9 protein-coding genes and 1 pseudogene are annotated in these 15,240 nt (G+C 57.2%); 2 read left to right on the top strand and 8 right to left on the bottom strand.

Translation table 11 applies throughout. From position 1 onward, the window contains the following. Positions 1-50 precede the first annotated feature (50 nt). A complete protein-coding gene (locus ACWUI2_RS05675) occupies positions 51-1,274 on the top strand; it encodes an aminotransferase class III-fold pyridoxal phosphate-dependent enzyme (RefSeq protein WP_486981891.1) in 1,224 nt (407 codons plus the stop codon). 513 nt (positions 1,275-1,787) lie between these two features. Next, positions 1,788-2,978, top strand: a complete 1,191-nt coding sequence (locus ACWUI2_RS05670; protein WP_486981890.1) for an aminotransferase class I/II-fold pyridoxal phosphate-dependent enzyme — start codon at positions 1,788-1,790, stop codon at positions 2,976-2,978. Positions 2,979-3,469: 491 nt separating this feature from the next. Here ACWUI2_RS05670 and ACWUI2_RS05665 read toward each other — a convergent pair whose 3' ends face one another. From ACWUI2_RS05665 to ACWUI2_RS05630, 8 genes and pseudogenes are all read right to left on the bottom strand, one after another. Continuing rightward, complete coding sequence (locus tag ACWUI2_RS05665) at positions 3,470-6,376, bottom strand: DEAD/DEAH box helicase (RefSeq protein ID WP_486981889.1); 2,907 nt, start codon at positions 6,374-6,376, stop codon at positions 3,470-3,472. A gap of 1,079 nt (positions 6,377-7,455) precedes the next feature. Next, positions 7,456-8,196, bottom strand: a complete 741-nt coding sequence (locus ACWUI2_RS05660; protein WP_486981888.1) for a PQLLE family protein — start codon at positions 8,194-8,196, stop codon at positions 7,456-7,458. Between the two features lie 59 nt (positions 8,197-8,255). Further along, positions 8,256-8,576: a hypothetical protein gene (locus tag ACWUI2_RS05655; RefSeq protein ID WP_486981887.1), complete on the bottom strand. Its 321-nt coding sequence runs from the start codon at positions 8,574-8,576 to the stop codon at positions 8,256-8,258. A gap of 492 nt (positions 8,577-9,068) precedes the next feature. Next, positions 9,069-9,839 (bottom strand): hypothetical protein, encoded by a 771-nt coding sequence (locus ACWUI2_RS05650; protein ID WP_486981886.1) that lies wholly within the window; start codon positions 9,837-9,839, stop codon positions 9,069-9,071. Continuing rightward, entirely contained in the window at positions 9,823-10,683 is an 861-nt protein-coding gene (locus ACWUI2_RS05645) for a hypothetical protein (protein ID WP_486981885.1), read from the bottom strand. Before ACWUI2_RS05645 ends, ACWUI2_RS05650 begins: the two co-directional genes overlap by 17 nt. Before the next feature lie 329 nt (positions 10,684-11,012). Further along, positions 11,013-11,294 (bottom strand): annotated as a pseudogene (locus tag ACWUI2_RS05640) (DUF262 domain-containing protein); the annotation flags it as partial. 11 nt (positions 11,295-11,305) lie between these two features. After that, entirely contained in the window at positions 11,306-14,278 is a 2,973-nt protein-coding gene (locus ACWUI2_RS05635) for a hypothetical protein (protein WP_486981884.1), read from the bottom strand. Beyond that, positions 14,278-15,240 carry an SIR2 family protein gene (locus ACWUI2_RS05630; protein WP_486981883.1) on the bottom strand — a complete coding sequence of 321 codons (963 nt, stop codon included), beginning with the start codon at positions 15,238-15,240 and terminating at the stop codon, positions 14,278-14,280. The genes ACWUI2_RS05635 and ACWUI2_RS05630 overlap by 1 nt, the downstream gene beginning before the upstream one ends.

The raw sequence follows: 15,240 nt of genomic DNA, 5'->3' as shown, positions 1-15,240 counted from the left end.
AACCCGAGCCAAAAACTCTCCATTAGTGTTTATTAGTGGTTGAAAATCCCATGCCCGACTTTTCCCTCTCCCAGTCCAACGCCCTTTTCGACCGCGCGGCCCGGGTAGTTCCCGGCGGCATTTACGGTCACCAAAGCCCGGTCCTGACCGTTCCCGGCGCCTTCCCCGCCTTCGCCGCCCGGGCCGAGGGCCCCTTTTACTGGGACGTCGACGGCAACCGTTACATCGACTACATGTGCGGTTACGGTCCGCTCATTCTCGGGGCGGCCCACCCGGAGGTCGAAGAAGCGGTCCGCCAACAGAGCAAGCAGGGAGACTGTTTCAACCACCCGACCGAACATTTCGTCCGCCTCGCCGAAAAACTAGTGGAGCTCATCGACGTCGCCGACTGGGCCTGGTTCGCCAAGAACGGAGCCGACACCACCCGCTGGGCGATCCGGGTCGCCCGCGAAGCCACCCGTCGCCGAATCATTCTCCGGGTCGACCACGCCTACCACGGAACCGACGCCTGGAGCAGCGATTCCCTCGCCGGAGTCATCCGCGACGACCGCCGCCACATCCGCACTTTCCACTGGAACGACCCCGACGGACTGCGCGCGGCCGTCCGTGAGGCGGGCTCCGACCTCGCCGCGATCGTCATCACCCCTTACCATCATCCAAGCTACGCCGACTCGGTATTCGCCACCGACGAATTCCTCGCCGCCGTCCATGGGATCCGGACCGAGACCGGTTGCCTTCTAATGCTGGACGATATTCGCGCTGGATTCCGCCTCGACCTCGGCGGCTCCCATCGGACCACCGGCTGGGAACCCGACCTGGTCTGTCTCAGCAAAGCGATCGCCAACGGCTACCCCCTCTCCGCCTGCGTCGGACGCCAGTCGCTGAAAATTCCTGCCAGCCGGGTCTTCGCCACCGGCAGTTTTTGGACCGGGGCCATCGCGCTTACCGCCGCCCTGAAAACCATCGAAATCCTCGAACGGGAAGACGCCCCAGCCACGCTCGCCGCCCGCGGCACCGCTTTCATCAACGAGATGACCGCCGCCGCCGACCAACACGGCATCCAGTTGGTCGCCTCCGGCCCACCCGCCGCCCCGTTTCTCCGGATCGCCGACGATCCTTCCTTCCAAAAACAACAACGCCTTTGCTCCCTGGCCGCCGAAGAAGGCGTTTTCCTCCACCCCCACCACAACTGGTTCCTCGGCTTGGCCCACACTCCCTCAATCATCGAAGAAACCGTCGCCCGCTTCACCCGCGCCTGCGGACGATTCACATAGGCGGAATCTTCGCGACGACTCTTTGCTAGACCCCGTCCGAAAAGGGTTAGCGTTCACCGGATCGGCTCCACTACACACTTCACCGCTCTTGCGAGCAATTCTCCCCTCTCGAGAGGGAACCTGTTTGTGAGCAATTCCCCTCTTGAGAGGGGGGGACCATGCGCGAGCATGGTGGGGTGTGTTGCCTTCCCCGCTGTTTCAGCCAGGGAACGACCGGAAACCTTTTCGGATACCCTCTAGCTTGGAAGACTCCAATTGATAGCCACGAAAAGGCACAAAATAGTCAAAAAAGAGCGTTAATCGAAGGAGCTTGCTTCACTGATTGAGAAATCGGTTTTCTCATACCTGGTTGAACTTATTTCCTTCTTTTGAGCCTCTTGTGCCTTTTCGCGGCTATTCCAATTGCCAAACAAAGGTTTAGATCCGCCGCAGGCCGCGTTTCACCTTCCTTCGGTTTTGACTCATGCCGATTTTCCCGTGATTGTTCCACGTTTAACAAATTTCGCAGAAATCGTGGGACTATTCACCAAAACAACTCCAAAAACGATCCGGGAACGGATCGACGCCTGCGCCGACACCAAACTGCGGCTCAAATACGCCCCCTATTACAAACAGTTCGAAAAGCAACAGGGCACCCGCGTCTGGCTCGATGGCCGGGAACTGGTGATGCTCTCCAGCAACGACTACCTCGGCCTCAGTTTCCATCCCGAAGTCCTGGAAGCCGGCCGCGCCGCCCTCGGCGAATGGGGGTCGAGCACCAGCGGCGCCCGGGTCTCCAACGGCTCCCGCGCCTACCACGAGATCCTCGAAAGCCGCCTCGCCGGTTTCCTCGGGAAACCGGCCTGCCACACCCACTCCGCCGGTTACCTGAGTTGCATGGCCGCGATCCAGGCGTTCGCCCAAAAGGACGACGTCGTCTTCCTCGACCGCAACATCCACTCTTCCCTTTGGTCGGGCTTGCTCACCTCCCGGGCCAAATACGAAAAATTCGCCCACAACAACCCGGCCGATCTCAAACGCCTCCTCGATCGCTACGATCCGGAGACCCCAAAAATGGTGGTCTTCGAAGGAATCTACTCCATGGAGGGACACATCGCCCCGATTCCCGAATTGGTTCGGGTCGCCCGCGAGGCGAATTGCTTCATCGTCATGGACGACGCCCACGGGCTCGGCATTCTCGGCCAAAACGGACGCGGCACTGCCGACCATTTCGGCCTCACCGACGAAATCGACATCATCTGCGGCAGTTTTTCCAAGGCTCTCGGCAGCATCGGCGGATTCGTCGCCGGCAGCCGGGCCGCCGTCGAGTTTCTCCGTTCCCACTCCAAACAAACGTTGTTCAGCGCCGCCATCTCCCCAGTGCATGCCGCCTGCGCGGTGAAGGCGCTCGACATCATGGAGCGAAGCTCCGAACTGATCGATCGCCTTTGGCAAAACACCGCCGAATACCGCCGAATCCTCACCGACCTCGAAGTCGACACCTGGGAATCAACGACTCCCTTGATCCCGGTGGTCCTCGGCGACAAACGGAAGGTCTATTTCTTCTGGCAAAAGCTGATTGAGAAAGGGGTCTTCACCGTCATGGCAATCCCCCCGGCGGTCCCTCCGAAAAAGGACCTGATCCGCACCTCCATCACCGCCGCTCACACCGACGACGATCTCGCCCGCATCGCCACCGCCATGGCCGCCGCCGCGCGGCTGTAGGCACAGAAGAAAAGAGACTTAACCGGCGAAGGGCGCAAAGATCGCGAAGAGGCGGATAAGCCTTAAAACAGCAGTATTTAGACCCCGTCCGAAAAGGGTTTGCAGCGACCGGACCGGCCTGGAAACACACCCCACCGCTCTAGCGAGCGGTCCCCCCTCTCAAGAGGGGATCTTTTTGTAAGCAATTCCCCTCTTGAGAGGGGGGACCATGCGCAAGCATGGTGGGGTGTGTTGTCTTCCCCGGTGCTACAGCCAGGGATCGACCGAAAAACTTTTCGGATACCCTCTATTTAGCCGCGAGAAAGCACAAAAGGCGCAAAGGCAGGAACTTAAACGAAAGAGCCGAATCACCGAACGGCTGACTGGTAGCTATCCCATGGTTTTGCGTATTTTGCGCTTTTTTGCGGCTAATCCAACTGCCGAGTTTAGGATAAATTCCTTTGCGATCTTCGTGATCTTTGCGGTTAAACTCTCCCCTTCCAGCCGAGCGGCTATCCGCCCAATAACGCCTCGAAGGTCTCGCGGTCGAGGAGCGCGCCGCCGGATGGGATTCCGTCGAGCAATCCGTCGATCATCGCCTGCTTCTTTTCCTGCAAGCCGAGAATCTTTTCCTCTACCGTGTCCCGGGCGATCAGCCGGTAATGAAACACCGGCTTGTCCTGACCGATTCGATACACCCGGTCGGCCGCCTGCCGCTCCACCGCCGGATTCCACCACGGATCGTATTGGATCACCGTGTCGGCTGCGGTCAGGTTCAAGCCAGCTCCGCCGGCTTTCAGACTCAACAGAAAGATCCGGGCTTCCCCCGCTTGAAACCGCTCGACCAAACGTCCCCGGTCGGTCGTCTCCCCGGTCAATTCGAGATAACCCCAACCCCGTTGGTCCAACTCCGCGCCAATCAGTTTCAACATCCGGACGAATTGCGAGAAAATCAATACCGTCCGTCCTTCCTCCAACAGCGTCTCCAACGTCTCCATCAACCAGGCGAGTTTCGCCGAATCCTCCGTTCCGAAGTCCGCGCCCATTTCCCGATGCAATCGCGGATCGCAGCAGATCTGCCGCAACTTGGTGAGCGCGTCGAAAATCTTGATCTGCGACGCCGTCAGCCCGCGTTGCTCCAATTCCGCGCTCAACTCCCGGTGGAGTCGAAGTCGCACCGATTCATACAATTCCGCCTGACGCGCTCCCAGGAATATCTTCCGGGTCACCTCGGTCCGAGGCGGCAACTCCTTCGCCACTTCCTCTTTCTTCCGCCGCAACACAAACGGGCGCAACCGCATCGACAAAACCTCCGCCGCCGCCCGGGCCGCCTCCGGATCGGACCCTTCCACCGGCTTGCGGAAATCCTCCGCGAACGCTTTCCGGTCTCCCAGAAAACCGGGCATCAAAAAGTGGAACAACGACCAGAGCTCGCCGAGATGGTTCTCCAGCGGAGTGCCGGTCAAACAGAGCCGCCGCTTCGCCGGGACCTGACAGAGCGCCCGCGTCGTTTCCGCATCCGGATTTTTGATACGTTGCGCTTCGTCCAGGACGACGACTTCCCATTCCGTCCCGTTGATCCGTTCCGCGTCGATCCGGACAAGATCGTAGGAGGTGATCACCAGATCGCACGCCCCGAACCCCTCTTCCGGAATCTCCCGCCGCGCCCCATGGTAACGCAACATCCGCAATCCCGGGGTGAACCGCGTCGCTTCGTTTTCCCACGAATCGATCACGCTGGTCGGAGCGACGATCAGGCATGGTCCGCTCAAACGCCCCGCTTCCTTTTCCCGCAACAGATGGACGAGCACTTGCATGGTTTTCCCCAACCCCATGTCGTCGGCCAACACTCCGCCGAAGCCATAAGTCCGCAGGAAATCGAGCCACGCCAATCCCTGCAATTGATACTCCCGGGGAACCACCGGCAACTCCGGCAGATCGGTCAACGGCGCCAACTCCAATCCGTCCGGCCGTTCTTTCCGCAACCGCCGCAGCCGTTTCACCAGTTCGTTTTCCTCGACTTCCGCCACCCCCTCCTCGGCCAACGCGGCCGCGGCCCACGCCCCGATCCGCATCTCTCCGTTTCCTTCCGCGGCCACGCCTTGCTCCAGCAACAACCGCAGCAGACCGGCCAGGCGCTCGCCCGGCAACAGGAGGTATTTCCCTCCGTCCACCGGCACCGTGTAAGAGGAACGGCGGCACTGCTCCAGCAACTCGGCTTCGCCCAGGTGACGGTTATTCCGCAACAGCGCGCAGAGGACGTTGACCACCGAGAACCGCTTCTTCCCGTAAACCAGTCCCGCCTCGAACTCGAACCACGATCCTCCCCGCTGCGTCGCCCGCTCGTACCATTCCGTCCGCGACGACCCGATCAACGTAAAGCTCCGGTCGAACTCGACCTTCCAATTCAACTCCCGCCGACATCGGGGGAACTCCGTATTCAAAATCTCATCCCATGAAACGGAGCTTTCTTCGGCCAATTGAAACCGGGAGGCGTCGAATTGGAAAAACCCGTCGGCCGCCGCCGTCACCGGCGCGAAGCCGAACCCTTCCAACCGATCCAACGCCGCCCGTTCATACTCCTTGTCGCGGACGCATCGCCGCACCTTTCCTTCTTCTTCGAACGAAATCGTCTCCGCCTCCGAATTCCACTCGATCTTTCTCGGACCATATCCGAAACGGAGTTCCACCAGCGCGAGATCCCGCAACCGGTAGGCTTGCCCCTGACTGACCGGTTGGTCCGAATCGGACCGAAGCACCCGGATCAACGTCGTCGGACGGATCCGTTCTTCCGCGTCGCCCTCCTCGTCTCCCGGCAACGGCACTTTTTCCGACGGAAACCGGTTCAACAACCGGAGGCAAAACGCCCGCGCCTGCTCCTCGGTCATCGCGGCGGATCCGAGCCAGCCCGCGGCCAATCCCGGCGACAATTCCGACCGAATTTCCCCGGCGACATTTCCGGTCCGGCACAGATAGCACGGAGGCTCCGCCGCCACCACCGCGACGGTGTTCGGCTCGACCGAAAACTCCGGTCGCCACCGTTCCCCGTCGGCCGACCAACCCGGTTTTCCCGGTCGTTCGGCGCCCCACTTCAACGCCAGTTGGTTCCCGTTCTGCAAGAAAGCCCGACCCGTCGCGACCATATCCCGCAACAGCGCATACGCCTCAGCCCCCGCCACCCGCGCGAACGGCCCCTGCTTGCTTTCCCAGTAGAGCAACCGCATCACGATCCCCCGATCGACCTCCCGCAAATAGTCGCGGTATTTCCCCTGCATGATCTCCTGCAACCGCAGGATCGGAGCCGGTTGAAACGCCTTCCAATTCAAAAGTCGCGTCAGCAGAAACTCGCACCGAAGGTGCCGGTTCTCCTCCACATCCAACAAATAGATCAACCTCTCAGATCGCCCCACTTCATTCATCTCGGTAAAGCCCCGAAGCCTCCCAACCCGATCCGGTCGAGTCAAGAGAAGTGACCAAACGAGGAGTACCTCTATTCTTTCCTTTACGCTCTTCGCGGCCTTTGCGGTTAAGCCTTTTCTTCCCGGTTGCACCCTCGCCGCGCCAGACCATCCGTCGTCAACCATCCTCTCCACCGGGTAATTAACATTCCGAGGGCACTGGGAGGGTTGCCTTCCCAGGCGACCTTCTTCTGAAACCGACGCAAACGGCGGACGGCAGGATGCCATCCCTCCCAGTTGGCTTCCAACCAACGTCATTCCCGTAGTCGGGTTGGCTCCGCCGCCCGACAACAGCGGCCGAAGCCGAAGGGCCGAAAATTCGATGTCACGCGTCGCCGATGGGTTCGGCTGGCTCCCGCATTTCGGACACCAAACGCTGGGGCGGCAAAGCCAACCCCACTACTGCGGGCCAAATCGGAGGGTTGCCTTCCAGGCGACCAAATCCGCCCGATCACGCCGGAGCCGACGCAGACGGCGGATGGCGGGATGCCATCCCTCCCGGCGACACGAAAGTTTCATCCGAAAAAGATTCTCCCGCCGGAACCAGAGTTCCATATAGCCCAACGGGCTTTCGTCCTCCAGCCCAGGGTTGTGCCGCGTGAAACGAGGCCTACCCTGGGGACCGATACCCGATGCCACGAACCGCAACGCGGTTCCGCCCGCGTTCATTCTACCATCGCGCGTAGTCCCGGGCACAACCCTTTCAGGGTAGATCGATCTATGGGATCAAGACCCAAGGTAGCCCCGCTCCGCGCGGCAACCCTGGGCTGGAGGGCGAAACGCCGTTGGCGTATCAGCACTGCGGGGGCCCATGCCAATTGCCGGGCCAATTCGAAGGGTTGCCTTCCAGGCGACCAAATCCGCCGTTCACGCCGGAGCCGACGCAAACGGCGGACGGCAGGATGCCATCCCTCCCAGTGGGCCATTTTCATCCATGTTGTTCACCCTGTTCGTTCGCCCATGAGTAAAAATAAAAAACCGGACCGGCGAAGGTGCCGGCCCGGTCGGTTCAAATCGAGAATACCATGGACCTCCGGAGATTACACCAGCGCCGGCTCCGGTTCTGCTTTGGCGGCCTTGTTCGCGGCGCGGGTGGCGGCGGCTTTCTTTGGTCCCTGCCGCTGGGCGGCGGTCTTGCCGGAGCGGACCAGAAGGCCCAGCTTCGTGAGAAGCTTCGGATCCTTTCTCAGCGCGACGCGCGCGATGTGCAGGTACTCGGCGGTCCAATCGGTCATGGCGTCCAGGGCGGCCTCTTGATGCTTGGTAGCCCGTGCGGCGGCTCCCATGGCGATGGTGTGCTCATGGTTTGCCTGCTGATACGCGATGATCTTCGCCCGTTCCTGCTGAATTTTCGCCTCGTCGTACCCGCGAGTCGCCAGCTTTTCCTTCAACGGGGCGTTATCGAAAAGCGCAATCGCCACCGCAATGAAGTCGCTGATGGCACGGGGTCTCTTCTGGTTGAGCCCGAGAGCGATCAACATTTCCGGATTCTTGCGGTAGATAGCGCGGGCCACCTTCGCCAAGGCCTGGTAGGCATCGATCGCCTCTTTCTGGGTCGTCTTGGCCCTGGCGCTCGCCCGCCCCTGGGCGCCGTCCGCCGCCTGGTTGGCGGTGACCGCCGACCGGGCCGACTCGTAGAGAGCCAGACCGACCTCCATGTGGTCCGGACCATATCCGTAAGGCGTGACGCCATCGAGGATATCCAGGGTTTTCAGGGTATTGTCGATCGCCTTGAACGCGCTCATCAGGCGGTCGTTTATCTTTTGGCCTACGATAGCCATTTCATTCCTTTGGTTTTGGTTTTTTGCTTTGAGATGGTCGATTCAACCATCGTTAAGAGTTACTGACCGCGCCGGAACAATCCACCGACCCACCCCCTCCGAGATGCCCGAACGGACCCGCGTCCCGCCACGATCTTCCCGGGATACTCCTTGATGAGGATGGGACAGATGTTGAAGACGTGGATACACCTCTCGATGAGGTTGATACCCGCCTTGATGACCTTGGTATCCGTCTTGATGGGGTTGGGACACGTCTTGATGAGACAGGTACCCGTCTGGATGACCGCGGGACACGCCTTGATGAAGTTGATACACTTCTTGACGAGGTTGGTCCCCGCCTGGGCGGCCTTGGGACACGGCTCGGTGAAGCTCGGGCCCATCAGGATGAAGCTCGGTCCGGCACGGGCTCATTTCGGTAAGATCCTGACCTTCCCGGCAGCGCCACACCCTGACGTGCTTTCGTTCCTTGCCGGAGGCAAACGGAGGTTTTGCGCAAGAACGCGGTTCGCGAAGCAAATAGATATCAACAGCTTGTGCGGGTATCGGGGTCATAGGGTAGAATGTGAGCCTGATTCAGCCAACATTTCCAAGCCCGTCAATGACTTTTTCAAGAAAATGTATTGAAAACGCCCCTACTTGCCGGATCACAAAAGAATCTTAACCGCAAAGATCGCAAAGAGCACAAAGACGAAGATTAGGCAGGCAAACGCCAAACCGCTCATTTTCGCTAATCTCCTTGCAGGGGATCGATCCGGCAACCTTTTGCCCTTCGAATTCGACATTCGCACTTCGCCATTCGGCATTCGGGCACGTCCTTCTGGGCTTCGAGTTCCAGATTCGTGCGCCGCCCGTATGGTGGGCCGCAAATCTTTTCAGCTCATTAACCATCTGAGGAAAAGACCCGAAAGAAGGGCAGAAATTCCGGCGACAACGATCCCGTTTACGAATGCCGCCACGAATGCGTTGCTTGCATTCTTCTGCTTCAAGTCTTCAAGCGTAAAACCATTCCGGTGGCCAAATGCCACGGCGTTTCGCCATCCCCAGAAAAGAGCTATTACCCCGCAAACCAGAAGAAATAGGCTCGTTTTCAGCTCAAGAAAACCAGCTATCGCCCCTGGCACAACTGCCCACCAAAATAGCGAAGGCGGCGGAAAATCCCCGGAGTGCCCACTCGAACCTTTGGCGGGAACGTCAACAAGTTCGAAACGATCTTCAGTCTGTCCAAGGACGGTCGCGGGTTCCGCCTTCACGTCTGAAAGCTCCAAATCGGTAGCTTCCGATTGGCTCGATCTCGACGGCTTCCTCGTTGCCTTCGGGCGACTCGTCTTCGAACGGCCAGGCTCCTTGTGAAAGCGCACCTCTCCATCCCGCCACCTGAACATGGAGCGGAGTTGCGGAGAAAACCCGTTTTTCCGAAATAGTTCGAATGCTTTAACGGCCTTGTGTTCATCCCCGATCTGCCCGGCAATCATGGGAACGCCCGGAGCAGCCACTGACATTCGAAAGTAACGCCCTTTTTCCGTCTCCCCGTAGGTCAAAGTGAAGCCCCCTTTTCTGAAGGAAACAAAAGAGAGATCTTGGCCAATCTGCTTAACCAAATCCTCCGCCTTCTTCGAAGAATATCCTTTATCGGTCGAGGCCATGTGTGTCGTTATTTTGTCGCACGATGCTTTCGATGTATTCAATCACGAACGGCAGCTCGTTCGTCTCTTTGGCGCGTGCGTGTTCCCGCTCGCTGCAGGCGTAGTCTTCCAGGGACGGGTTCGTCAGGGGGGACCTATTGAATAAACCGTGCGGAACCATTCGGCCTTCGCGAATCGCGATCAAGTCTCGGCGCTTCACGCGGTAAAGTGGCACCGGCTGATGGACGATCTCGCGATCCACGAGTCGAGCCATGGCCTTAAGCTGAATTCTGCAGGGCGGATGGCTCCAATCCCAGCCGTCTCCCCAGATATGATACCGAGCGATCGGCTCCACGTCACCGAGGTCCTTTGCCTCCTCGATCTCTTCCACCATCACCAATGCGATCGGTTGCTCGCTGCCGTCCGTGTAATCGAGGTGTTCAACGCAGGTGAAGGCACGCACCGGAAAGGAGGCGAGCTCCTGAGGGATCTTTTCCAGAAACTCCAGAAAGGTCCGTGGCTTCTTGTAACAAAAATGCCGCAGATAAACCTGGTCGGTGACGCCCTCCAGCCACTCAGTCTTAATTCCCCAAAACTCCGTCGTCTCGTTCAGCACTTTCGGGGTTAACGCCGCGAGCAGGCTCTCCGGCGAGGCCAAGGCGCTCAGACTAATCGACGGAAGCAAGCGAGGAATTTGCGTTGGCGGAACGCCATGCTCGATGAAGACCTGCAAGAAGCGTTCTCCGACGAGGGCTACGGCATTTTTCCGCCGAAGAGCGGCCAAGCCTTTCAGCAGAGCAATGACCTCAGCTCCGAGCAGAAGATTCTCGAGCCACTCTTTGACGTTAAGGTTGTTGAGATTCATGATAAAAATGTATCGCACGCTTCCAGCGTGCTTCCACCATTCGCGCTGGAAGCGTGAGCTACTTTACCTCCACCGTTGCCGGATGTAATCCTGGGTTTGGCTCGGGCTGAGCTGCGTGGTCGAGGGGCCGGTGCGGATGTAGAAGTGTTTGTTGTCGCCGTCTTTCACGAAGACGGGCTTTCCAGATTTGTGGCCCTGCACAACCAGGACGCGGTGGTCCTCGTGGTCTTCATCGTCCACGAATCCGCCAAAGGAACGCGCGACGCCAGTGTGCATCCGCCACTTTGCAGCGGGCCAACATAGCGCACGCTTCCAGCGTGCTTCCCATCCTTCACGACCGCATAAAGGGAGGTCAGCCGCTGCTGTCCGTCCACGATCAGAAGCCGCGGTGCCTTCTGCTTCTTTTCATCCCCGATGGTGCGGGAATCCTCCGTCAGGGCATTCTGCCAGAGCAGGAGGTATCCGACCGGATAGCCGCGATACATCGAGTCGAACAGGTCGCGCACCTTCGCGTTCTTCCAGACGAACGGACGCTGGATATCGGGAAGGCCGACGTAGTCGACAAGGTCTTTAAGGGGGTAGTCTACTTTTTTGAATACGGTTTCGGACATGGTTCTTTGGGTTATTCTTTTTCCTCGGGATCTTCCTCCTCCACATGAAGAAATTCGAAGCGACCGGCTTTGAGAAGATTCTCCCGGGCTCGTTCGGCAGCCGCCTTCGTTTCTGGGTTATCACTCAACAATCCCGTTCGAAGGATCGGCTTTACATTCTTCGACTGAAAGTAGAAATACTCCTCGACGTTGCCCGTTTCGGTCATTTTTGCGAAACAGTCGACAACCAGATCCGGATGTTCGATCAAAAGACCCTTAAGAGCGTCAAGCTGCAGCGACTTGCCGACTCCCTTGGTAGGAGCCAAATCCAGGATGCGCGAAAGTGCTGTCAAGCGCCATTCGGCCGGTAGAGATACAGCTTCGAGCCAGAAGGTGAATTCGCTCAGTTCTTCCCTGTTCCCAGCGCTGAGTCGCTCCTCGAAAAACGCTGTGATTCGGCCGGTGATTTCTGCATCCACTTCTGAGCCGCTGTTTCGCAGCACCCGCCCCACGTGATCGAACAAACGAGCCCAATACTCCGGATACGGACCTGTCATCGAGTAAAACCGTTCCAGAAGGCTCTCCTCTCCTTCCAATGGAATGATCCCCCAGACGTAGTAGCTGAAAAGATGCTCGCCGATGCTGTCGAGGATCTCTTTCCGCTGATGCTTTTCCGTCCGCAAAGGTTCGATGTCTCGCAATGCAAACCGGAACTCGGGTTCGATGAGCGGATAGATGTCTCGAAAGGGTTGATTGAATCTTAGAAAATTTCCGAAGGCTTCAATCCATGCCTCCCGGCCCTGGGGGAAGATCTTGCTCTTGTTCATCTTCGCCCACTCAGCATTGAGCCAGAATAACCCACCGAATTGAAGTCCCAGCAAAGCATACTCCGGGAGAGTAACGGAGGGACCTGTTTCGAACCGTTGATCGAGCACCTCAAAAATCTCTGGAACCGGCGCATTCTCTCCCTTGTGCCGCCGAACCCATCGACCGAAGTCGACAAGGTTTTCCAGAGCCCGTCCACGGGTCTGATTGATCGCCTCGGTCAGTTGGTCTTCGCGGTTCAAGAAGACAGGCTCATCTCCATCGAGGCGTCGATCGTAGTCCGTGCATAGCTGTGTGAGCATCGCCGCACACCTATCGCGCCATTCAATCGGAATGGCGACCTCCTTGCCCAAGCAAGTGCCTATAAAGTCACACACCGCTCTCCTGCACGACCGCCAACAAGGGAGGACTCGTGAAACCTCATTCATCTTCTCGTCCGGCTTCGGCACGTCTGGATGGGATAGAACCCAATCGCACAAATCAAAAATGCCCTCCAATTGAGAAAAATCTTTCCCCTTCACCACCTCGGTAAGGGCAAACAAAATCCGCCGCACATAGAAGGGCCGTTCAATGCGAGTAACATTGCCAAGCCAAAAAGCCAAACGTTCCGAATCCGGAACGATCTTCCCTCGAAAGATCTTCTGAAAATCGCGCCCCAAGCCCTCAAAGCTGATGTCTATCCACCACTCCTCCGAATCCCGATGCACGTCTTCCCAATCATTGATAAAACGCAGCAACTCCTCGTCCGCCATTCGTTCAAGTTCCTCGAGATCCTTGGGACTCTTCTCCTGTCCTTCTTTGACGTCACTCGACCTGAAAAAGAAGAACTCCTCGTCCGATGGCCAGCCACCCTCCGCAGCCACCAATTCGTCAGCGTAGGTTTGATACTTGCCAAAAACCAGGACTCGAAAGGGTGAGAGATGCTTCAGATGGAAATACCTTCTGCGCTTCTCAAACAGCTCCTCAGAAAAATCCTTTCCCACAAATTTCCGAAAGTCCTCCTTTGAAGGCCCTTCCAAGATGGCGGTAAAGATCGCTTCACGTTCCTCCCTGTTCAGCAGGGTTTCCCCAAAGTGCTCGCTCGCCGCCCTTACCATGCGATGAAACTCGTAACCGTACTCCTTCCGGCCATACACGTTATGCTCAAGGATCATCGACCGAATCCACGGTTTCGTAAGATCGGTTGGGAAATACGCGTAGAGGTGTTGGCGAATCCGATCGAAGACCTTCCACTTCTGGTCTCGAAGACATTCATTCAGCTCGGCAATTTCTCCAGATTCTCCCGTAAAGACTTGCTCACACGCATAAGTAGTGGCGTTGACCAGTTCCTCTTTCGCATCGGGATAGCGCCGCGTCTTCCCATCAACCCGCTGAGCCCATACTTCTGACCAATCCTCGATTCGGCTACTTTCAGCCTCTCGAAGAGGATGTTTGAGATGGAGCATCTCTGCTAATGCCGCAACTAGAATTCGACTGCACCTTAAAGGAGCTATTTCCGCGAAAGGGCGAACACCCTTCTCCATAATTTCGTGGTACTCCCAGCTGTCGAAACGTGATCGGGGCTCGAGAACGACAAACACGTCATCCGATTGATCCTGTTTTCGAGACAGTTTTTCCTCCGCTTGCGGGTCAGGCTCAAACGAAACCAAAGATTCTACCAGAATAGAGGCGAGATCCACGCGCTTAGTCGCCACCAAAGCACTCAGGGCCTCCACAACGCCACTCGCCGAAAAGCGGTATCTAGACTGAATATATTCCTCCAACTTCGAGATTACCCATTCATCCACGTGGCCGGAATCCCGAGCGACAAGCTCACATAATACCTCATAATATCGTGGGTTATTGGTGCGAACCTCCAAGAGTACATTCATTACATCTTGTGGGCGACTTTTGAGCATCCTTCGGAGGTAAGGCTCGGGATACCAACGCGCCACCGTGAAGCCGTTTTCCGAAATGACAACGCTAGGGCATTGGTGAATCTCCGCGGACAGATGATCGAGCCAACTAGGCGACGCCGCCGCCTTCCAAAACCCCTCCTCTAATGGTTCTCGCTCCCGCGTGGACAAATCGCCCTCATTAGAGTAAATTACGCTGCGAACCACCGAAGCGTCGGCTGGAGTGGGTTCGTCAATACCCGCAATGGCCAAGATCTCCTCAAGAATCTCTTTAAACGTCTTCATCACCAAGAAATATCCTCCGGAATTGGTAAAGGTGCTTCACCAAAAGCTTTAGCTAGAACCTGGTCCAAGCCGCTAAAATTCTCATCCTTTTTAAAATACCGGAGGCACTGAACGCCAAGCGGCGAAAATAAACTGTCATCCTCGCTACGTTCCTGATCATATTTTTTTTTGAGTTCGTCGAGGTTTCTCGCGCCACGGTCTGCCTCCGTGTGAAGAAGTGCAATACGGCCCCTGCAAATGGCTCCCGTTTTAACGCGGTCCATCAAATCACGTAAGAAATCAGCCATCTCAGGCTCTTTGAATCCCAAGCCGATAAAAAGAACGTCGTGATCCAGGAAGAGCATTTTCAAAGCACTTCGCAAGAGTCTGAGGTGACCGTGATAAGCCAAATCGTACCCACTTTTATGCAATACGAGCCAGTCTGGATTCCTCACTAATCCGTTGTGACATTTCCCATGAAGGTGCATAATCACCGTCGCATTCTTGCGCTCTTGACTTAGATAAAGGTCTTTCGGGAATGCCCGTTGCGTATAATCGTTCCCACGACCCAACGCGTGGTAGGCCGCCTGAATGGAGGAATCAAAGTTAAGAGTGACAATTAGCTTGGGGTTAAACCTAATAATCTTGAATAGGGCCTCCCTGTGTGACGTTGGCATCTCGTTGAAGATTGAAGAAAGGCCCTCGAAATAAGAATCGGTGTTTCCGTCGCAGATCGATTGGAAAAGACGTTGGAGGTCTTGGGGCGAAAATCGGGCAAGGGTGTGCTTGTCCGTTTCCCAGGATGAATTCCAAGCCCAGCCATTGAGCTCATAAATTGCTTTTAAACGCCCCGGCAGCCCGATCCAACTGGGATAATTGTGCATCGAAACACCCGAACCCAAGAAAAACGCAGGCGAATCAACGACAAAATCCCGCAGCACGTCGCCGCAGCGTTGATTAACCGATTCGACGAAAGCCTTCAC

The sequence above is a fragment of the Verruconatronum alginivorum genome (assembly GCF_056590205.1).
The sequence above is the reverse complement of the archived record's forward strand: the minus strand, read 5'-3'. Positions and strand labels throughout refer to the sequence as shown.